We start from the raw sequence: 21,461 nt of genomic DNA, 5'->3' as shown, positions 1-21,461 counted from the left end.
TCGCCCCCATTGCAACCCGCCGGCCCATTCCAAGGAAGAGAATGATGAGTGACCTGCACACCCTTACGGCCGCCGAACTGCTGGCCCGATTCGCCAGCCGGCAACTCACTCCCATCGACTACTACGACCAGCTTCTGAGCCACATCGAACGCTGGGAGCCGCAGATCAATGCGCTCTACGCCTTCGACCCGCAACAAGTGCGTCAGCAGGCCCAGGCCTCCACCGAACGCTGGAACAAAGGCCAACCTAACGGCGCCCTCGACGGTGTGCCGGTGACCCTCAAGGAACTGATCGCCACCGAGGGCCAACCCATCCCGTTGGGTAGCGCCGCCACCCGCCTGACGCCGGCGCTGAAGGATGCACCGCCCGCCGCGCGCTTGCGTGAAGCCGGGGCAATCATCCTGGCCAAGACCACCGTTCCGGATTTCGGCATGCTCTCTTCGGGCCTTTCCAGCTTCCACGGCATCACCCGCAACCCCTGGAACACAGCCAACAACCCGGGTGGATCGAGTGCCGGGGCCGCCGCTGCTGCAGCTGCCGGTTACGGGCCGCTGCACGTCGGCACTGACATCGGCGGATCGGTGCGACTGCCCGCGGCTTGGTGCGGGCTGGTCGGCTTCAAGCCGACACTGGGGCGCATCCCCATCGACCCGTATTACACCGGCCGCACGGCCGGCCCGATGACCCGCACGGTCGATGATTGCGTGTTGTTGATGCAACACCTGGCCCGCCCCGATTCGCGCGACGCTACCAGCCTGCCACCGCTCACCACGCAATGGAGCAATCAGCCGCTGTCGGTAAAGGGCCTGCGTGTCGGCCTGATGCTCGAACCCGGCACCGGCCTCGCACCTGAAGCTTTCGTCTGTAACGCCGTGGAGCAAGCAGCGCGGCTGTTCGAAGCCCACGGTGCCAAGGTCACAGTGATTGCACCGATCATGGACCGCGCCCAGCTCGACGGCCTCGACCAGTTCTGGCGCGCTCGCCAATGGGCTGAGCTGTCGGCCTTGAGCAGCGAGCAATTCGACAAAGTCTTGCCGTATATCCGCGACTGGGCCGCCCCAGGCGCCGATATCACCGGCGTGGAAGCCGTACGGGGCTTCAACCAGACCTTCGAAATGCGCCGCCGCGCCGCGCAGTTGTTCGACACATTCGACCTGGTGCTCTCTCCCACCAACCAGATCAACGCCTTTGCGGCCGACTGGCCGTCACCGAGCAATGACCCGCAGCAACCGTTCGAACACATCGTGTTCACTGTGCCCTGGAACATGGGCGAACAACCGGCGCTGTCGATCAATTGCGGTTTCGCCGACGACGGCATGCCCATCGGGCTGCAGATGATCGCCCCGCGCTTTGCCGATCAGTGGCTGCTGCAAATCGCCAAAACCTACGAAAACTGGCGTGGCGCAATCCACTGCTGGCCGAGTCCTGCCTGACTTCGGCCCCTCAAGAACGCCCCTCCCACCTAGTTGCTCCGGGCCGTCCCGGCCAGAACGCTATCGACCTGAAAGGCAATGGAATGCCCGCACAACCATTGACACGACCCGATCCTGCACTCGACACATCACCTCCGGACGCCGGCAAAAAGAGCATCTTCGCTGTAGTCCTGGGTAACGCCGTGGAATTTTTCGACTTTGGTGTATACGCAACTTTTGCGGTGATGATCGGCCACACGTTTTTCCCGTCCGACAGTGCCTTCGTCAGCCTGATGCTATCGGTCATCGCGTTCGGCACCGGCTTTATCGTCCGGCCCCTGGGTGCGGTGCTGATCGGCGCCTACGCCGACCGCGTCGGGCGCAAACCGGCGATGCTTTTGACCCTGGTGATGATGGCTGTGGGCACCGGCAGCATCGCGATATTGCCCGGCTACGAGACCATCGGCATCGCCGCGCCGATCCTGCTGGTGGTCACCCGCATGATCCAGGGCCTGGCCTGGGGCGGTGAAGCCGGCCCCGCCACTACCTACATCCTTGAAGCGGCGCCCCCCCACAAACGCGGCACCTACGCCTGCTGGCAAGTGGTTGCCCAAGGCGTCGCCGCGATGGTAGCCGGGCTGGTGGGGTTCACCCTGACAAAAGTCCTGTCCCCGGAAGACCTCAATAGTTGGGGCTGGCGTGTACCGTTCGTGTTCGGTCTGCTGGTGTTGCCGATCGGTATCTACATCCGTCGCAATCTTGCTGAAACCTTCCACGGCCACACCGAACAAACCCGCACCGGCGATCTGGTACGGGAAATAGTCGGCAAACACCGGCGCGCTCTGGTGTTGGGGCTGCTGATTCTTTCCGGCAGCACCATCACCCAGTATTTCCTGAACTACATGACCACCTTCGCCCTCACCGAATTGAAGCTGCCCACCAGCATTGCCATGCTCTCGACCCTGGTGGCCGGCGCCGCCATGGCGGTGTGCGCAGTGGCCGGTGGCATGCTCTGCGACCGCTTTGGGCGTCGGGTGATCCTGATGACACCCCGAGTGGTGTTGCTGTTGATCCTGTTCCCGGCCCTGCAACTGATGACCGAGCACCCCAGCCCGGCGACCTTCCTGCTGACCCTGGCGGTACTCTCGGGCCTGCATGGCATGAGCGGCGCAGCGTTGATCGTGCTGCTGGTGGAGAGCTTCCCGAAATCGGTGCGCGCCACCGGTTTCTCCATCGTCTACGCCTTCGGTGTAGCAGCGTTTGGCGGTACGGCGCAGATCATCATTACCTGGCTGATCGGCACCACCGGTGACCCGATGTCGCCAGTCTGGTACCTGCTGATCGCTAACCTTGTGTGCCTGACCGCCGCCTGGTTCGCCAAGGAAACGCGTCCGTCGCTGCCCGAACGCCCCGCCCGCGAAACCCTGCTTGCAGAAGCCCAGGTCCGCTGATAAATGCGCCCCGGGGCCTTCCCGGGGCGGTTGCCTTACATCTGATTTGTATGGGATTTACCATGTATCCACATCTTTTGCTGGCCGTCACTTTGGCATCCGGCACCCAGGCTTTCGCTCAGCCATTCCCCCAAGAGCAGGCCCAAGTTAACGCGCCAGGCTTTCTGGAAGGCAGCACCCTGGACCTGAACCTGCGTCACTACTATTCCAACCAGCACACCAAACGCACCACTCACCTGAGCATCAAGAAACCCGGCGGCATCGAGCCCACCCGTATTCGCGAAACCTGGGTACAGGCGAGCATGCTCAAGTACAGCTCCGGCTATACCCAGGGCCTGATCGGCGTCGGCATGGATGCAGGGATCTTCAGTGCCGTAAACCTGGAGCGCGGCCACGGAAAGGTGGCCAACGGCGGCGACCGGGTGCTGGTGGACGGCGACGGCGATGCGATTCCCACATGGAGTCGCCTAGGGATAGGCGATGTGCGTGTTCGCCTGTCCAACACCGAGCTCAAGGCCGGCCGGCTAATGACCGACAATCCGATCCTGCGCTACAAGGACAACCGCGCCCTGCCCTCCAGCTTCCAGGGCGTGGGCCTGCTCAGCAACGAACTCGACTGGCTGTCGATACAGGGCGGCAGCTTCGAACGGGCGATTCCACGCACCGGCACCGGCGCCGAAAAGCTGACCACCACCTTCGGCAACCGCGCCTACAGTGGCGCGCGCATCAGCTACCTGGGGGCTACGGTCAAACCGGGTTATGGGCTGGAAGCCAGCGTCTACGCCTCGCGTTTCGAAGACATGTGGGACCAGACCTACGTCGGCGTTACGCACCGCATGGGCGACCAAGATAATCTGGCCCTCAAGACTGCCTTCAACTACTACCACACCAGTGATTCCGGCAAAAAGAACCTCGGCTACATCGACAACAACGCCGCCAGCCTGGCCTTCACCACCACTCACCAGGCCCATAGCCTGACGCTTGCCTGGCAGCAAATATTCGGCAACGAGTACTTTGACTATGTGTGGGAATCCACTGGCAACTACATGGCCAACTCGTTATACGCGGACTACAACGGCCCCAACGAAAAGTCCTGGCAACTGCGCTACGACCTGGACTTCACGACCTACGGAGTCCCTGGTCTCACCGCCAGCCTGTGGCACGCCAAAGGCTGGGACATCGACGGCACCCACTACGACGGCGACCGCTACGGCCGCAATACCGGCTACAACGTACGCGGCCTGGACGACGCCAAACACAGCGAAAACGGTTTGATGCTGGGCTATATCATCCAGTCCGGAAAACTCAAAAACTCGGTGCTGCGTACCATCGTCTACAACCACCTCGCCAGCGGCGGGCAGATTGACGGCAGTTACGACGAGTTCCGCATTGTCGCCAACGTGCCGATCAACCTGTTCTGAGGCGCAGTTCAGCGATATGTTCTGACCACCGACTGCGGCCCCCACAACAACATCTCGCCCATCAAAATGCCAACTGCAAGGTCTCCTTCCCCTCCAGACTCAACAAAAACTGCTTCGCCCCCAACCCACCCGCAAACCCGGTCAAACTCCCCGAAGCCCCAATCACCCGATGGCACGGCGCAACAATCGAAATCGGATTTTTCCCATTCGCCGCCCCCACCGCCCGAACCGCTTTCGGGTTACCAATCTGCACCGCAATCTGGCTATAACTGCGCGTCTCCCCAAACGGTATCGTCAGCAGCGCCTGCCAAACCTTCTGCTGAAAATCGGTGCCAGCAAAATCAAGCTCCAGCTCAAAGCAATCCCGCTCACCCGCGAAGTACTCATTGAGTTGGCGCTCAGCCTCAAGCAGCGCCGGGCTGTGGATATCTTCGTGCAACGGGCCAAGGCGAACGCGGTCGGGTTTGTCGTTCTCCCAGAGGATCGCGCAGAGCTTGCTGCCTTTGGCGACCAGGGTGAGGGTGCCGACGGGGGATTTCATCAGTTTGAATACGTACGACATGGTTGACTCCTTGATCCGACAGTAATTTCAGACGTCGCCGGACGCTGAAGGCGATCGTTCATCTGTGTCAGAGGACGTATTCAGAGTAATTGTGGGTTCAAACGCAAGAACTACGTTTCTTGCGATTGAATTTCGCGGGCTGATGCCATCGGCATTTGGCGCTATTGATCTTCAGCGTCCTCAGTCTCTTCAACAAAGTAGCAATCACGGCGTTTGCCGTTGGGGTCGATGATGAAGACGCCCTGCCCTCTGCCGCACTCAAACGAGTGGGGGGTTGAATAGGCTCTTCTCTTGTCGATCCAGGCATTCAGTTGGGAGATGTAGATGGCCATGCCAATGGCGATGCTCAGCACCAGCAGCAAGCACAAAACAAACTGTGCGGTGTAGTGGTCGCTTTCCTTTTCCGAGCCTGCGGGTTGCATGTCGAGGTCCTGTTGTTGAAACACGCCGCCACAATAGGGGCCAGCGGGTTAACGTCAGGTGAACATTGTCGCGAAGAATCGCAACTCCGCTATCCTCTGCCCCACCAGTAAAAAACCGTGGGTCTGTGCGTGCATATTCATCTGTTGTTGGTCGAAGACAACATCGACCTGGCGAACACTGTCATCGAATACCTGGAAATCACCGGGATCGTCTGCGACCACGCCAGTGACGGGCAAATGGGTTTGAACCTGGCACTTGCTCAGCACTATGACGTGATCTTGCTGGACATCATGCTGCCGCGCCTGGACGGTCAGCAGCTGTGTAAAAAGCTGCGCGAGCACGGTAATCAGACGCCGATCCTGATGCTCACCTCGCTGGATGCCCTGGCCGACAAACTCGCCAGTTTCTCGGTCGGGGCCGACGACTATCTGGTCAAGCCGTTCGAGCTGCCGGAACTGGTTGCGCGGATCCGTGCCCTGAGCCTGCGCCGCAGTGGCCAGGCCAGCCGGCTGCAAGTTGCGGACCTGATCATGGACCTTTCAACGCGCAAGGTCAGTCGCAACGGTCAGGAGCTGCACCTGTCACCGACCGGCTGGACGTTGCTCGAATGCCTGATGCGCGCCAGCCCCGCGCCGGTCAACCGCGAACGCCTGGAAGCAGCGATCTGGGGCGACGAACTGCCGGACAGCAACACGCTCAAGGTGCACATGCACCGTCTGCGCAAGGCGGTCGACAAAGACTTCGACGTGGCGTTGATCCAGACGTTACCCGGTATCGGCGTTCAGTTGGGGGCGACATGCGCAAAGGCCTGAGCCTGAAGTGGGTGATCAGTGGCAGTCTGCTGTTGATCATTGCCGTGGTGCTGATCATCTATAACCAGCTGCTGCCGGTGTACACCATGCGCGGGTTCCTGTTTACCGCCAGCGCGATGATGGAAGAGGAAGCGCAATACTTCGCCCGGCATTACCAGCAGGACCCGACGACCCCGCCGCCCGATAACTACTTCGTCAAGAGTGCTATCGGCAAGGAGGCCTTGCCGAAGAACATCCGCGACCTGCTCGACACCACGCCGACATTGGTCTTCGGCGCCGTGCAGTTCTTCAGTGACATGGAATCCGACGACGAGGATGACGGTACGGCCATCCTGATCCACCCGTTGTACGACGGTAAAACGCTGTATATGTACGGCACCGACCACGACCATGAAGCAGGTGGCGTGGTTGAGACGCCGTTGTCCGATGCCTACCTGGAACACGAGTTGGCGATGATCAGCATGATCGGTCTGGCAGTGTTCATTCCCGCGCTGATCATCATCGCCCTGCTGGTGTGGTGGGTGGTCCGGCCACTCGGCCGGCTGACGCAGTGGTCGACCCGCCTGGAATGCGTCGGCGCGGCGCCGAATGGCCGGCCGCATTTCATCTTTCGCGAATTCAATGTGCTGGCCGATTCGCTGGCCCACAGCGTGCAACAGGTTAAAGCCGCAAGCCTGCGTGAAGAGCGTCTGCTGCGCTATACCAGCCATGAACTGCGTACGCCGCTGGCGGTGCTCAAGGCCAATGTCGAATTGCTCGCCGTGCAGTCCGGCGGCGAACTGCCCCCGCCCTTGCAGCGGATCGAACGCTCGGTGCTGAACATGCAGCGGATTGCCGAGACGTTGTTGTGGATGAGCCGCGAGAGCCCGGAAGCGCTGCGCGAAGATCCGCTCGACATGCGCCAGTTGCTCAATGAACTGATCAAGGAACATCGCTACCTGATCGGCAAACGCGATATCGAATTGATCCTGCGCATTAGCGACGAGCCTTGCCGGCTGCCCCTGACCGCGTGCCGCATCGTGGTGGGTAACTTCCTGCGCAACGCCTTGCAATATGCTGACGATGGCAGCGTCGAAATCACCTTCGAACAGCTGCAACTGCGCATCGTCAACCGGATACGCGACACCCCGCTGCATCAGGAATCTACCGATTTCGGTTACGGCCTCGGGCTCGAACTGATGCACCAGCTCTGCGCAAAACTGGGCTGGCACATCGAGGTCGCGCCCGAAAAGAACCGCTTCACGGTTACCCTGAACTTTTCAGCTCAGGCACCGGAGCCGCTCCCGGAGACAACGGACGCCTGAGTCCTTGTCAACACGCCTCCTCCAACTCGTCATGCAGCAAGCCAAAGATTTCGCGCTTCATCTCGATGAGCTTGATGGCGGAATGCGTGGCGATTTGTGGCGAGGGAGCTTGCTCCCGCTGGGACGCAGAGCGCCCCCCAAAACGTTTTGCCAGGCAAACCCCGTCAGCAGGTTTTGCGCCTGCTTCGCAGGCGAGCGGGAGCAAGCTCCCTCGCCACGGGTTTTGTGTCTGGCGCGACACTGCGATTAATGCGCCTCCTCCAACTCGTCATGCAGCAAGCCAAAGATTTCGCGCTTCATCTCTATGAATTTGATGGCGGAATGCGTGGCGATTTGTGGCGAGGGAGCTTGCTCCCGCTGGGGCGCAGAGCGCCCCCCAAAACGTGTTGCCAGGCAAACCCCATCAGCAGGTTTTGCGCCTGCTTCGCAGGCGAGCGGGAGCAAGCTCCCTCGCCACGGGTTTTGTGTCTGATGCAGCACTGCGATTAATGCGCCTCCTCCAACTCGTCATGCAGCAAGCCGAAGATTTCGCGCTTCATCTCGATGAACGAGCGCTCCATGACCATGTCCAGCGTGCGTGGACGCTCGATCGGCACGTCGAGAATCTGTTTGATCCGCCCAGGTCGGGCGCCCATGACGTAGACCCGGTCGCCGAGCAGGATCGCTTCGTCGATGTCATGGGTGACGAACAGCACGGTCTTCTTGCTGTTGCCCCAGACCCGCAACAGCAGTTGTTGCATTTGCAGGCGGGTCTGACTGTCGAGGGCGCCGAAGGGTTCGTCCATCAGCAGGATTTGCGGGTCGTTGGCCAAAGCGCGGGCGATGGCCACGCGCTGCATCATGCCGCCGGAGAGTTGCTTGGCGTAGTTGTCGGCGAAGCCGGTGAGGCCGACTTCGTTGACGTAGTAGTCGACAATTTCCTTGCGCTGGGCCGCCGGCATGCCGCGACGCTTGAGGCCGAACTCGACGTTTTGTCGCACGGTCAGCCAGGGGAACAGCGTGTAGCTCTGGAAGACCATCCCGCGATCCGCGCCGGGGCCTTCGACGTGCCGGCCGCCGACGTAGATCTCGCCTTCGGTGGGTTCGGCCAGGCCTGCCGTCAGGTACAGCAGGCTGGATTTGCCGCAGCCCGAGGGCCCGACCAGCACCGCGAATTGCTGGTCCGGCACTTCGAACGAAACCTTTTCCAGCGCCGTAAACATCCCGCCGTCAGGCTTCTGGTAGCGCAAGCTGACCTTGTCCACTTGCAGCCGTGGCGCGGCGTGCACCAGCGCTGCAGTGGGTGTGGTGAAACGATGATTGGCGGCGGTTACTGAGCCCATGCGGCGATCCTCAGTCGAAGAAAACGGAACAGTTGATCGGTGATCAGGCCCAGCAGGCCGATGATCGCGATCGCCAGAAAGATCACATCCACCTGAAAGCCGCGCATGGCTTTGAGGCTCAGGTAGCCGAGACCACTGGAAGCGGCCACCAGTTCGGCGACCACCAGGTACGTCCAGGCCCAGCCCATGGTGACGCGCAAGGTGTCGAGCACACCCGGCAACGAGGCCGGAGCGATCACATGCAGCACCGCATCGCGGCGATTGGAACCGAGGGTGTACGAGGCGTTGATCAGGTCCTTGGAGATGCCTTTGGAGACATCGGCGATCATCACCAGTTGCTGGAAGAACACGCCGAAAATGATCACCGAGACCCGCTGCTCCAGACCGATACCGATCCACAGGATGAACAGCGGCACAAAGGAGGTCACCGGCAGGTAGCGGATGAAGTTGACCATCGGTTCGAGGAACGCCTGGACGATGCGGAAACTGCCCATCAGCAACCCCAACGGCACCGCCACCAGCGACGAAACGATGAAGCCGACCATCACCACTTCCAGGCTTGCCCAAACGTGGACCCCAAGTGTGCCGTCGCGCGCCAGGCGCACGGCGGCATCGAGTACCGCGCCGGGTGTCGGCAGGAACATGCCCGGCACCACGCCGCCGTACGACAACCCGGCCCAGAGGCCGACCAGCAGCACCCAGGCCAGGCCGCTGGCGCTCCAGATCACCTTGACCGGCAAGCCGGTCTTGGGTGTGATGCAGCGGCTCAACCATGAATTTCGCTTGAACATGACCACCTCCTACAGCGGGCTGACGAAGCGGTTGTCGACCAGTTCGTCGTGGCTGACGTTGTAGGGTTTGCCTTGCAGTTCGCTGGCGGTTTCATTGGCGATTTTGATCAGCGCTGCGCTGTCACCCGGTTTGCCCGGCGAGCCAAGGAGTTTTTCGCTCATGGCCTGATCGTAGAAGCGCACGCCTTTGGCGGCCGCGGCCAGTTCCTTCGGATCGGCGAGGTATCCGCCGACGCCTTTGGCCATGATTGCGTAAGCTTCGTCCGGATGCTCCTGGGTGTACTTCACCGCTTTATACAAACCGGCGACCAGGGCTTTTACGTCTTCCGGTTGTTTCTCGATGACGTTGCAGTTGAGCGCGACCACGTCGACGATCACGCCGGGGGTGGTGCTGCTGTCGATCAGCACTTTGCCTTGCTTCTTGTCACGGACCATCGACAGATGGGGTTCCCAGGTCACGGCGGCCGGTACGCGACCGGCGATGAAGGCGGTGGCGGCATCGTCGGCGGTCATGTTCTGCACGGTGATGTCGCTCATTTTCATGCCGTTCTTTTTCAGCAGGTAGGAGAGCCAGAACTGCGAGGTCGAACCTTCGTTCACCGCCACGGCTTTGCCTTTGAGCTCTTGCAGGCTCATGACGTCCTTGCCCACCAACACACCGTCGCCACCATGGCTGTCATCCAGAGCCGCTACCGCTTTGAAGCAGAACTGCGGGCGATACTTGAGCACTTCATCGATGGTCGAGGCCGAGCCGGAGAGCTGGCCCGAGGCTTGGGCGGCCATGTACATCGAGGCTTCTTCTACCACCGGCAGTTCGACGCTCAGGCCGTTCTCCTTGAAGTAGCCCAGGTCCTGGGCGAGGTAGAGGGTGCCGTAACCGACCCACGTGGTGTGGCCGATGGACAGGGTGCCGGCCTGGGCGCTGGTGGCGACCCCGGCAGCGATGGCGGTGATCGCGAGTGGTTGAGCGAAACGGGTTAGCAAGGACTTGATCATGGAGCACTCCCACAGCTGTTGATTTAGTTTTGTCCTGGGCAGTACGGCCAGCGGCCTTGGAACAGGTGCTACCTGCGGTCTCTGAATGGACCTTGAGGTGGTCAGCGTTCGGCTGACTGGCGAGGTTGATGTTGGCCCAAGGAAGACCATAGGAAAACGAGGAAATATGTCGCCGAGAATGAAGAAAAACCTCGGTAGCGCGCACTGCAAAAGGGCGCTGTGGGCGGGGGTGCCCGGGGTGGGTGCAAGGAATAAAAAATCGGTTGAATGGGAAATAGCTTTCGCGAGCAAGCCCGCTCCCACAGGGGTTCCGTGTCGACCTCATTAACGGGGTTCAACACAGTTCCAATGTGGGAGCGGGCTTGCTCGCGAAGAGGCCCGCAAGAACGCTACAAAATTAGAGCCGGTCGTATTCCTGTGCCGTACGATCCACCGCGCACAAGGTTTTGCCGACCAGTTCATCCACTTCTTCACGCGTGGCAATCAGCGCCGGAGCCATAATCATCCGGCCGAGTGTGGAGCGAATGATCACCCCTTCTTCGAAGCCAATCGTACGGCAGCGCCAGGCGATGTCGTTCTCGTTGGCGAAGCGTTTGCGGCTGGTTTTGTCCTCGGCCAATTGCAAGGCCGCGACCATGCCCACGCCCTGGATATCACCGACCAACGGGTGATTGCCGAACACTTCGCGCAAACATTTCTGCAGGTACGGGCCGATGTCGTCCTTGACCCGCGTGACCACGCCTTCATCGCGCAAGGCCTTGAGGTTGGCGATGGCCACTGCCGCCGCGACCGGGTGCCCGGAATAGGTCAGGCCGTGGGCGAATACCCCGCCCTGCTCCACCAACACCTGGGCCATTTTTTTCGACAGAACCAGCCCGCCCATGGGGATATAACCCGAGGTCAGGCCCTTGGCGATGGACAAGGTGTCAGGCTCGAAACCGAAGTGCTCGTGGGCGAACCATTCACCGGTGCGACCGAAGCCGCCGATCACTTCATCAGCGCACAGCAGCACATCGTACTTGCGGCAGATCCGCTGAATTTCCGGCCAGTAGCTCTCTGGCGGAAAGATCATCCCGCCAGCACCCTGGAACGGTTCGGCGATGAACCCGGCGACCTTGTCGGCGCCCAGTTCAAGAATCTTCTCTTCGAGTTGCTGCGCCGCCCGCAGACCAAATTCGGCGGGCGTGAGGTTGCCTTCGTGGGCGAAAAAATACGGTTCGTCGATGTGCGCGATGTCCGGAATCATCCCGCCCATTTCGTGCATGAACTTCATCCCGCCCAGCGCCGTGGCGGCCAGGGTCGAGCCGTGATAACCGTTCCAGCGGCCGATCATGACTTTCTTGTCGGGCTTGCCGAGGATCGTCCAGTAGCGCCGTACCGTGCGGATCAACACCTCGTTGGCCTCGGAACCGGAGTTGGTGTAGATCGCGTGGCTGTAGTGCCCCGGCAGCAGGCTGAACAACAGCTCGGAGAGCTCGATCACCTGCGGGTGGGTGGTGTGGAAAAACATGTTGTAGTACGGCAACTGCTCCAGTTGCCGGCTCGCTGCGGCGGTCAGATCCTTGCGCCCGTAACCGAGGTTGGTGCACCACAGCCCGGACATGCCATCCAGATAACGCCGACCGTCGTTGTCCCACAGGTGCAGGCGGTCGCCACGGACCATCACCCGTGGCCCTTCGTCGTTGAGGGCTTTCTGATCGACGAACGCGTGGATGTGATGCGCAGCATCGGCGGCCTGATAGTCGCGGGTTTCACGTGGGGTGGTCATCGCCAGTTCTCCTTTTTATTGTCAGCGCAGTTGAAACCAGGTGGTCTTCAACTGGGTGTATTTATCGAATGAGTGCAGCGACAGGTCACGGCCAAAACCGGACTGCTTGCCGCCGCCAAAAGGCACCGTTACATCAAGCGCATCGACACTGTTGACCGACACCGTCCCGGCGCGCAATTGCCGCGCCACTCGGTGGGCGCGGTTGAGGTCGTCGGTCCACAACGATGCGGCTAAACCATAGACGCTGTCGTTGGCCAGTTGCAGTGCGCTGGCTTCGTCATCGAACGCCGTGACTGCCAACACCGGGCCGAACACTTCATCGCGAAACAGCGGCATGTCCGCCGTCACGCCGGTAAAAATCGTCGGCTGAATGAAGTTGTCCGAGCCGTTGAAAATCGACTGCTGACCACCGCACACGCGCTTCGCACCCTGGCGTTCAGCCTGCTGGATGAACTTCATGATTCGCGCCGTTTGCCGGCTGTCGACTATTGCCCCGGCAGTGCTCGACGGGTCCAGTGGATCGCCCGGTTGCCAGCGCTCGACCTGAACCTTGAGGCGCTCGACAAACTCGTCATGGATCGAACGCTCCACCAGCAGCCGCGAGTTGGCCGAGCAGACTTCGCCCTGATTGAAGAAGATCCCGAACGCAGCTTTCTGCGCCGCCAGATCGAGGTCCTGACAGTCGGCGAACACCAGATTGGCGCTCTTGCCGCCGCACTCCAGCCACACCTGTTTGAGGTTCGAGTGCGCCGAGTACTGCATGAAATATTTGCCGACTTCGGTGGATCCGGTAAACACCAGGCAATCGATGTCCGGGTGCAACCCCAAGGCCTTGCCGGCCTGTTCGCCGAGGCCCGGCAGCACGTTCAGCACGCCTGGCGGCACACCCGCTTCCAGCGCCAGCTCGCCCAGACGCAAGGCGGAGAACGGCGATTGCTCGGCCGGTTTGAGGATCACCGAATTGCCGGCGGCCAGCGCCGGTGCAAGTTTCCACGCGGCCATGTCCAGCGGAAAATTCCACGGCACCACGGCGGCTACCACGCCAAGGGCTTCGCGGGTGATGGTTGCCAGCACGTTCTGCGCACTCGGGGCGATCTGGTCGTAGAGTTTGTCGAGGCTTTCGGCGTACCAGCGAAACACCCCGGCGGCGCCTGGCACATCGATGGTGTAGGCGTCCATCACCGGTTTGCCCATGTTCAGCGAATCGAGCAACGCCAGTTCTTCGCGGTTGGCCATGATCAACTCGGCCAACCGTAGCAGCACCTGTTTACGCTCGCCGGGCGAGCGCGCCGACCACACGCCCGACTCAAACGCCTGTCGTGCGCTAATAACCGCCGCATCGACGTCTGCATTACCGCACGCCGCCACCTCGGCCAGCACTGCGCCGGTGGCCGGGTTGATCGCGGCGAAGGTTTGCCCGGACTGTGCCGGCCGTTGTTTGCCCTCAATCAACGCCTGCGTAGGAAACTGCAGCGCGGCGGCCTGGCCTTGCCAATATTCACGCTCGAACACGTTCGGATGCTCCTTGGACTTTTTAGTGTGCGATCGATGGTGGCTCAGGCGGCGGCAGGGGAAAAATAGTAAATATGTGGTCGCAGGCCATGAAAAAACTGGGCAGCCAAACTCCCCGCGTGCGCGCCATGTGGTTATTGTTCAAGCACAACAAAACCGTCGCCCCAGTGGATAAGGGCGGTGCGCAAATTGCTTGGGTTCAACGGTCAAGACTGGCGTCGAATCCATCCACCCCGAGGTTTGCTGTGGCTGCCTACAATCTGCGTCAATTGAAGTACTTCATTACCACCGTCGAGTGCGGCAGCGTCGCCGAGGCGTCGCGGAAGCTGTACATCGCCCAGCCGTCGATTTCCACGGCGATCAAGGGCCTGGAAAACAGCTTTGGCGTGCAGTTGCTGATTCGTCACCACGCCCAGGGCGTTTCCCTGACACCCAGTGGCGCACGTTTCTACCGCAAGGCTCAGGAGCTGCTGCGCATGGCCAAGGAGTTCGAACAGAACGCCCTGGCCGACAACGACGTAGTGTCCGGGCAGATCGATATCGGCTGCTTCGAAACCGTCGCGCCGTTGTACCTGCCGCAATTGATTGCCGGGTTCTCGGCGCTGTATCCGGGGGTGGAAATCCGCATCCGTGACGGCGAGCAGCAAGAGCTGGTACAGAACCTGACCTCGGGCGCTTTCGATCTGGCGATCCTTTACGAGCACGACCTGGACGCCACCATCGAAACCGAACCGCTGATGCCGGCGCAACGGCCTTACGCGCTGCTGCCGGCCGATCATCGTTTTGCCCAGCAAGCGCAAGTGTCCCTGCGTGACCTGTGCCTGGAACCGATGATTCTGCTCGACGTGCAGCCAAGCCGAACCTACTTCGTCAGTTTGTTTGAAGAACTCGGACTGACGCCCAGAATTGCTTTCAGCTCGCCGTCGATCGAGATGGTGCGCGGGATGGTTGGCCAGGGTTTCGGCTTTTCAATTCTGGTCACCCGGCCGCATTCGGAATGCACCTACGACGGGCAGAAAGTGGTGTGCGTCGACATTGTCGAAGACGTCACCGGTTCGGGGTTGGTGGCGGCCTGGCTCAAACGCGGGCAACTGACCAAACCGGCGCAGTTGTTTGCCGATTATTGTCGCGAGCAGCTGACCGCCAAGGCCCGCCCCTGATCGCTGGACGTTACGCCAACAAGCCCAGTTCCTTGGCCCGAGCCACGGCCTGGGTACGGCGTTCGACACCGAGTTTGCCGTTGATGTGGCTGGCGTGGGTTTTGACGGTGTGCAGCGAGATGAACAGCTGATCGCTGATTTCCTGGTTCGAGCAGCCTTGGGCGATCAATTGCAGGACTGCCTGTTCGCGGGCGCTGAGTGCTTCACCGGGGTGCTGCAACTCAACCGTCTCGCGGGCAGTGGCTTGGGGTAAGCGCTCGATCAGGCTCTCACGCAGTGCACCGGTCGGACACTGTGCCAGTTGCTCACGCAGCCAGTCCGGGTGATCGCGCAATAACTCACCAAAAGGTTGCAGGACACCACCGGCCGCCGCCTCGAAGGCCAGCCCCAACGCCTGACGCGCTTCAGGTTCACGGCCATTGTTCAGCAACAGCGCGACCTTCTGATTCAACGCCATCACGCTGAGCATCTGCCTTCCGGTCTTCTGCCCATGTTCCAGCAATGCGTTCAAACGCCCTTCCGCCAGCATCGGCTGCCCTTGGATGGACTCCAGCAGCGCCTGTTGCAGTTCGATGTGCAGCGGCATTTGTGGATGAAACTCCGGCGGTGCCGCAGCTTGCTCGCCGTTGTAGGTTTGACCCAATCGCGCCAGCCAGGCTTCAGCCAGATCGGTGCGGCCCTGAGCCAGCCACAGCTCGCATTTCACCAGTGTGATCATCGCCAGGTAGTAAATCGGTGGCACATCCCAGATGTGCATCAGCCGTTCAGCCTCGGCCAGTTCGGCAAACGCCCGGGCGAACTCGCCATTGCAGCCTTCCAGCTTGGCGATCACGCAATGACCGATCAGCACGCTGATATCGCGACAGGCCCGCGCTTCGTTCAGCCCTGTCCGCAAACGCGCCAGCCCGGCTTCGGGCTGCAGGCGCAGGGTCAGCAGAAAACCTTCGTACAAGGTCAGACGTGCGCGAATCGCATACAGCCGCTGCGGCGATAAACCCTGCAAACGTTGCTGGCCCTGATGCACTTCATCCAGCGAACGGAGAATTTCCCCGCGCGCTTGCAGCACCCGTGCGCGGTCGTAATGGGCCAGCGCTTCGAACAGCGGATTGCCGACCCGTTGCGCCAGCTCCAGCGACTCGCGGTTCAAGCCCCGGGCGCGCCACAGGTCCGCGTCGGCGATCGCCAGGTTGGACAAGGTCGACAGGCACATCAAGCGCTGCCCGTAGCGTTTGTGCGGCAGGCTCTCCAGCGCTTCGGTGCAATACAGCAGCGTCAGTTCACGCTGGCCGCGACCACGCGCGATGATCCCGCTAAGCGCGAGCCACTGCGCCAGCATGGATTTCTGCGCGGTGGCCGACGGTGCCGGCAGGAAGCGACTCAAGTGGCTGGCCAATTCTTCAGCCGCATCGAGCTGGCAGGCCAGCCCCAGCGCCCAGCTGTACAGCACGATCAGTCGCGGAGTGCTGATCAGCAGGCTGTCGGGCAAGTCCATTTTCCAGCGCAGCAGCATGCCGACGTTCTGTTCGGCCAGCAGCTGTTCTTCGGAAAGGTTCTGCACCAGGTTCGCCGCTACATCCAGGTGCCCGGCACGTAATGCCTGCTCCACCGCTTCATCGAGCAGACCCTGGGCGTTGAACCAGCGGCAGGCGCGCAAATGCAGGCTGGCGGTGGGCACCATCGCATTGGCGGTCGGCCGACTGCGCAACAGGTCGGAAAACAGATGGTGATAACGGTACCAATGGCCGTGCTCGTCGAGCGGCACCAGGAACACTTGATGGGACAGCAGAAAGCGCAGGATCTCGGCGCTGTCATGGGCTTCGCGCACGGCGTCGCAGAGCTCGCTGCAGAAGCGCTCTTGCGGTGCGGTGTCGTATAGAAATGCCTGCACTTCGGCGGGCAGGCAGTCGATGACTTCTTCAAGCAGGTAGTCGCGTATCAAGCCTTCGCCACCGTGCAGCGGCTGCGGCAACGCGCCGCCATTGCGCGCTTCAGAGGCAGCCAGCAACCAGAAACGCAGCCCCGCGACCCAGCCTTCGCTGCGCTGGATCAGATTCTCCAGCGCCTCGCCGCGCAATGAGCTGCTGTGTCGATCCAGCAGGGCCTGGGATTCGTCGTGGGTCAGGCGCAGGTCCTGTTCGCTCAGCTCAAGCAATTGCCGCGACAGGCGCAAACGCGCCAGGTGCCAGTCGGGACGCTGGCGACTGGTCACCAGCACCAACAGGCCATCGGGCAAATGATTGAGGAAAAATTGCAGGCAGCGATCGAGCACCGGGCCCTGTGCCAGATGGTAGTCATCCAGAACCAGCAGCAACGGCGCGCTCGGTGACAGGTGAATGGCCAGCTCATCGAGCAGCCCGTCCAGCCATTCTTCGAAGGCGAACGGTTGATGGCGTTGACGCATTTTCAGCAGGCCAAGGGCCTGGCTGCCCAGCTGTGGAAAATAGTTTTGCAGGCCTTCAAGCAGCCGTTCGAGGAAGCGCCCGGGATCATTGTCGCGCGGGCTCAACCCCAGCCAGAGACTTTGCCAATGCGCCGGCAGGCTCTGACAGAACTCCACCGCCAATGAGCTTTTACCGAACCCCGCCGGCGCGCTGACCAGCAGCAATCGCCCTTGCAACCCGGCACTCAGCCGCTCGCACAGACGAGGCCGCAGCACATAGCCGTCGGGCAAGGGGGGCCGGTAAAAACGCCCTTCCAGCACAGGCATTGCCGCACCGGATGGCCTTTGGATTCGGAACAGGTCAGTCATAGCCAACTCTTGTTTAAGTGCTGTTGTCGGCATTGCAGATGTCCGCAGACTAGCGGTAAACCGGAGCGGATTGAAGGTTCCTGCTACAAATGGCTACAAAAAGACTACGAACAAAAGTTACCGGGCTGGTTATGCACCGATCTTTTTTCGAGACAAAAAAAACGCCCCGAACCAGTCGGGGCGTTTTTCGAGGATGCGGCCTCGGTGTTACGACACGTTAGCGAACACCGTCCTGAGCCAGTGCAGCCGGGGTGAAATCACTGGTGCTCGCGGTAAAACCGAAGTCATACGCACGTTTCTCTTCGTTCTTCATGCCCAGCGCCAGATAGCGCCCGGACTGCAGGTCATAGAGGGTTTCCAGGGCATACCACGGCACTTGCTGGTCGTAGTAGTTCTCGGCATGCGCCTCAGCCACGCGCCAGAGTTGACCACGACCGTCGTAGTGATCGATGACCGCGGCTTGCCAGGTGTCTTCGTCAATGTAGAAGTCACGCTTGGCATAAATGTGGCGCTGACCTTCCTTCAGGGTCGCAACCACATGCCAGACGCGACGCAGTTCGTAACGCGCCAGGTCCTGGTTGATATGACCGGCCTTGATGATTTCGTCGTACTTGAGCGTCGGCGAGTCGAGCTTGTAGCTGTCGGAGGCGATGTACATCTCTTTCTTGCCTTCGAGCTTCCAGTCGTAACGATCCGGTGCACCGTTGTACATGTCCAGGTTATCGGAAGTACGCAGGCCATCGGCAGCCGTACCCGGCCCGTCATAAGACACTTGCGGGGCACGCCGCACACGACGCTGACCGGCGTTGTAGACCCACGCCGAACGCGGTTCCTTCACCTGGTCGAGGGTTTCGTGAACCAGCAGCACGCCACCGGCCAGACGCGCCGGCGCGGTCACTTTCTGCTTGAAGTAGAACAGGATGTTGCCCGGGTTTTTCGGGTCGTAATCCTTCATCTTGTCGCGGAACACGAACTGGTCCTGGAAGTACACCAGGCTGTAGGAACCGTTCGGTTGCGGCGTGGCCTGGGTCACCAGACGGGTCACGCTGCCACCGCGATAGCGGGTGATGTGGTTCCAGATGACCTCGACGCCGCTTTTCGGAATCGGAAACGGCACGGCAGTTTCGAAGTTTTCCAGACCGTTGCCGCCGGACACCAGGTTGGTGTTGGTGGCGTTCTTCTTGATGGCGACGAACACCTGATCCGGCACGGTCGCGCCACGATGCGACGGGTAAACCGGCATTTTGAAGGTGTCCGGGTAACGCTTGAACATTGCGTATTGGCCCGGCGCCAGTTTGTCTTTGTACTTGTCGACGTTTTGCGCGGTGATGGTGAACAGCGGTTGCTCACTGGCATACGGGTTGGACAGGAAGCCTTTGCTGTCGACGCTGCCGGCGTTTTTCTCCATGGGTTTCCAGGCCGGGATCGAGCCATCGGCATTGCCTGCCATTTCAGCACCCATCGGCGTCAGGCTCTTGCCCAACTTGTCCGCTTCAGCGGCCGGAACTGCTGCCATGACCGCGGTTGCCAACAGCGAAAGCCCGAGGACACCCGCTTGCAACAGACTTTTGGTTACTTTCATATTCTTGTTCGTCCTGAAGATGCAGTGCTTAGAAGTTCACGCCGACGCTGAGCGCAACGAAGTCGCGATCATCCACGGTGCTGTACTTGCCGCCAAAGAAGTTGGTGTAGGCGAGGCTCGCGGTGTAGGTGTTCTGGTACTCGGCATCGAGACCCAGGCTGACCGCTTTGCGACCTTCCTCGAAGTTGCCGCCAGGGCCTGGCGAGTAACCGCTGACGTCATGCGACCAGGCGACGTTGGGCTTGAGGTTCACACCGGCGAAGACGTCCGGGTATTCCCAGATGGCGCGGGCGCGGTAGCCCCAGGAGTTGGCGGTGGTGAAACCGTCGTTGTTGCAGTTGGAGCTACGGTTGTTGGTCGCAGCACCTGGCCCGGCACCGTTGATGGTGGAGGTGTTAAGAATCTGCGAGCAGGTGTCCAGACCGCCCGTGGCGGGCAGTTCGCCTGGGCCGAAGACCGGATCGCGGCCATAACGGACATCGGACGTGCTTTCGAGGCCACCGACGTGAGTCAGTCCGACTTCACCCACCACAGTCAGACGCTGGGCGCCCATGACCTGATCGAAGAAGTGCGTGAAAGTGGTCTGGATCTGGGTGATTTCCTTGCGGCGATAGCCGTGCAGGTCTTCCCCTGGAACACCCTGGAGCAACGAAGCGTTGGTCAGCGCGCCACCCAGCGGACGAACACCGGCGAAGAGAATATCGGTGGAGTTCAACTGCATCGGCGCATTCGGCCGGTAGCTGATCTCACCGCTCCACGCCGTACCGGTAGGCAGGGTGGTGGAGAAGCTCAGGCCATAGAGGCGGATGTCTTCCGGGTACTCGACGAAGTACTGCGAATTACCCGCGACCAGCAGCGGCCCGAGGGCCTGGAACGGACCGGGCAATGCCTTGACGCCGTTGTAGACCGACTGCGGAGCACCAGTGGCACTGAAGATCGGCGCACGGCTGTGGTAGTTCATGAAATAGGCACCGAACTCGGTGTCCAGCGGATCGAACATGTACTTGAACGCCGCACCCCACTGGCCGCTGTTGCTCGCCTCGCGGTCTTGCCCGCGACGCACCAGCACGCCCTCTTCGTTGACGTTGACACCGTTTGCGGCCAATGGCCCCAAGGCGACGGCGGGGATGGTCGAGCGCTTGTTCAGGACGCGCAGGTTGTCGGTGCAACCGTTGGCAATGATGTCTGGCTGCGAGAAAAAGGTACCGCAGTTGTCGACAACGGTCTGGTCCCAGCCGATCTGGTAAAACGCTTGAGCCGACAGGTTCTCGGTCAGGCTTTGCGAGATGTAGAACATGTTGACCGGGATCAGGCCTTCCTTGATCTCGGCACCGGGACGACGGAATGCAGACACGTCGATCGGGTTGATCGAGTTGATGCCGCCGCCGATGAAGGTGCTTTCACCCCAGTTGACCACCTGCTTGCCCAAGCGCACGGAACCCGGCTCATCGGCAATGGAGTAGTTGTGGTAGACGAAGGCGTCGAGGATTTCCCCACCCGACGACTTGGCGCCTTCCTTGCGTCCCTCATTACTGACGTTCTTGAATTCCAGGTCCTGGTTTTGCAGCGCGAAGTCGTACCAGTATTTACCGCGCACGAAGACGCCGGTATCGCCGTATTTCAGTTCAAGGTCATGGATGCCCTTGAAGATTTTCGAAAAGGCTTGCCCGCTCTTGAAGTTCAAGTGCCCGTCATCGGAGGTCTGGGACAGGCCCTTGCCACCGTTGTTGACACCGATCAGGTTCTTGTTCGGTTGTTGGGTAGACACGCTCATGCCCAGGGAGAGGGACGAGTCGAACTGACCTTCGATTTCACCGACGTTGAAACTGACGCCGAATGCGGGTCCGGCGAGCGTAGAGGCGAGACTGACTGCCAAAGGCAGTTTCGCCCGGCGCCAGAACTGGTTTATTGATGTCATCGACGCTACTCCATGTGCTTTTATTGTTATGGCATTGAGCACTTCTAAAAACGCTCTGAATAACGGGGAGCCCATGTCGTCCCGAAGTCATCCAAAGTTGCATCGCCCCGTTTTGTGCGTTTGCCCCGTTCTTAAAAATCCTTGAGCGGACTATAGCCAGCAGGTAGTACTGCTTGATCCCTCTAAAGTGTGATTTACAGCCCCCACCACTCTGGAACAGTCCTGTTGCCAATCCGACAGATGTCGGCCCGGCAAGGATGGCTGAAAATTCTGAATAA

The 21,461-nt window shown here is 60.7% G+C and carries 16 protein-coding genes; 6 read left to right on the top strand and 10 right to left on the bottom strand.

Going from position 1 to position 21,461, the window contains the following annotated elements; all coding sequences use genetic code 11:
• Positions 1-44: 44 nt before the first annotated feature.
• The 3 genes from AC3WK5_RS27850 to AC3WK5_RS27840 all read left to right on the top strand — a co-directional run bounded on the left by AC3WK5_RS27850 (position 45) and on the right by AC3WK5_RS27840 (position 4,284).
• Complete coding sequence (locus AC3WK5_RS27850) at positions 45-1,433, top strand: amidase (RefSeq protein ID WP_103320426.1); 1,389 nt, start codon at positions 45-47, stop codon at positions 1,431-1,433.
• Between the two features lie 83 nt (positions 1,434-1,516).
• Positions 1,517-2,863 carry a citrate-proton symporter gene (locus AC3WK5_RS27845; RefSeq protein WP_256585334.1) on the top strand — a complete coding sequence of 449 codons (1,347 nt, stop codon included), beginning with the start codon at positions 1,517-1,519 and terminating at the stop codon, positions 2,861-2,863.
• Positions 2,864-2,925: 62 nt separating this feature from the next.
• Positions 2,926-4,284 carry an OprD family outer membrane porin gene (locus tag AC3WK5_RS27840; RefSeq protein WP_103320424.1) on the top strand — a complete coding sequence of 453 codons (1,359 nt, stop codon included), beginning with the start codon at positions 2,926-2,928 and terminating at the stop codon, positions 4,282-4,284.
• 61 nt (positions 4,285-4,345) lie between these two features.
• Here the strand turns inward: AC3WK5_RS27840 and AC3WK5_RS27835 are convergent, their stop codons facing one another.
• Together AC3WK5_RS27835 and AC3WK5_RS27830 are read right to left on the bottom strand one after the other, a co-directional pair.
• Positions 4,346-4,846 carry a methylated-DNA--[protein]-cysteine S-methyltransferase gene (locus tag AC3WK5_RS27835; RefSeq protein ID WP_103322147.1) on the bottom strand — a complete coding sequence of 167 codons (501 nt, stop codon included), beginning with the start codon at positions 4,844-4,846 and terminating at the stop codon, positions 4,346-4,348.
• Positions 4,847-5,007: 161 nt separating this feature from the next.
• Positions 5,008-5,268, bottom strand: coding sequence for a hypothetical protein (locus tag AC3WK5_RS27830; protein WP_054595675.1), 261 nt, complete (start codon positions 5,266-5,268; stop codon positions 5,008-5,010).
• Between the two features lie 129 nt (positions 5,269-5,397).
• On the opposite strand from AC3WK5_RS27830, the gene AC3WK5_RS27825 reads away from it, so the two are divergent.
• Together AC3WK5_RS27825 and AC3WK5_RS27820 are read left to right on the top strand one after the other, a co-directional pair.
• Positions 5,398-6,081 carry a response regulator transcription factor gene (locus tag AC3WK5_RS27825; RefSeq protein ID WP_103320504.1) on the top strand — a complete coding sequence of 228 codons (684 nt, stop codon included), beginning with the start codon at positions 5,398-5,400 and terminating at the stop codon, positions 6,079-6,081.
• Positions 6,066-7,385, top strand: a complete 1,320-nt coding sequence (locus tag AC3WK5_RS27820; RefSeq protein ID WP_103320499.1) for a sensor histidine kinase — start codon at positions 6,066-6,068, stop codon at positions 7,383-7,385. Before AC3WK5_RS27825 ends, AC3WK5_RS27820 begins: the two co-directional genes overlap by 16 nt.
• A 485-nt stretch (positions 7,386-7,870) precedes the next feature.
• On the opposite strand, the gene AC3WK5_RS27815 is transcribed toward AC3WK5_RS27820, so the two are convergent.
• The 5 genes from AC3WK5_RS27815 to AC3WK5_RS27795 all read right to left on the bottom strand — a co-directional run bounded on the left by AC3WK5_RS27815 (position 7,871) and on the right by AC3WK5_RS27795 (position 13,774).
• On the bottom strand, positions 7,871-8,707 hold the full coding sequence (locus tag AC3WK5_RS27815; RefSeq protein WP_103320501.1) for an ABC transporter ATP-binding protein: 837 nt from the start codon (positions 8,705-8,707) through the stop codon (positions 7,871-7,873).
• Positions 8,695-9,498, bottom strand: coding sequence for an ABC transporter permease (locus AC3WK5_RS27810; protein WP_054595672.1), 804 nt, complete (start codon positions 9,496-9,498; stop codon positions 8,695-8,697). The genes AC3WK5_RS27815 and AC3WK5_RS27810 overlap by 13 nt, the downstream gene beginning before the upstream one ends.
• 9 nt (positions 9,499-9,507) lie before the next feature.
• On the bottom strand, positions 9,508-10,494 hold the full coding sequence (locus tag AC3WK5_RS27805) for an ABC transporter substrate-binding protein (protein WP_103320502.1): 987 nt from the start codon (positions 10,492-10,494) through the stop codon (positions 9,508-9,510).
• Between the two features lie 397 nt (positions 10,495-10,891).
• On the bottom strand, positions 10,892-12,262 hold the full coding sequence (locus AC3WK5_RS27800) for an aspartate aminotransferase family protein (RefSeq protein WP_103320232.1): 1,371 nt from the start codon (positions 12,260-12,262) through the stop codon (positions 10,892-10,894).
• A gap of 21 nt (positions 12,263-12,283) precedes the next feature.
• Positions 12,284-13,774, bottom strand: a complete 1,491-nt coding sequence (locus tag AC3WK5_RS27795; protein ID WP_103320230.1) for an aldehyde dehydrogenase — start codon at positions 13,772-13,774, stop codon at positions 12,284-12,286.
• Positions 13,775-14,019: 245 nt separating this feature from the next.
• On the opposite strand from AC3WK5_RS27795, the gene AC3WK5_RS27790 reads away from it, so the two are divergent.
• A complete protein-coding gene (locus tag AC3WK5_RS27790; protein WP_054598237.1) occupies positions 14,020-14,934 on the top strand; it encodes a LysR family transcriptional regulator in 915 nt (304 codons plus the stop codon).
• A 10-nt stretch (positions 14,935-14,944) separates the two neighbouring features.
• On the opposite strand, the gene AC3WK5_RS27785 is transcribed toward AC3WK5_RS27790, so the two are convergent.
• From AC3WK5_RS27785 to AC3WK5_RS27775, 3 genes are all read right to left on the bottom strand, one after another.
• Entirely contained in the window at positions 14,945-17,683 is a 2,739-nt protein-coding gene (locus AC3WK5_RS27785) for a winged helix-turn-helix domain-containing protein (protein ID WP_103320228.1), read from the bottom strand.
• A gap of 217 nt (positions 17,684-17,900) precedes the next feature.
• On the bottom strand, positions 17,901-19,265 hold the full coding sequence (locus AC3WK5_RS27780) for a DUF1329 domain-containing protein (protein ID WP_103320225.1): 1,365 nt from the start codon (positions 19,263-19,265) through the stop codon (positions 17,901-17,903).
• Positions 19,266-19,293: 28 nt separating this feature from the next.
• On the bottom strand, positions 19,294-21,183 hold the full coding sequence (locus AC3WK5_RS27775; RefSeq protein WP_103320223.1) for a DUF1302 domain-containing protein: 1,890 nt from the start codon (positions 21,181-21,183) through the stop codon (positions 19,294-19,296).
• Positions 21,184-21,461: the final 278 nt, after the last annotated feature.

The sequence above is a fragment of the Pseudomonas sp. FW306-02-D09B genome (genome assembly GCF_058782685.1).
The sequence above is the reverse complement of the archived record's forward strand: the minus strand, read 5'-3'. Positions and strand labels throughout refer to the sequence as shown.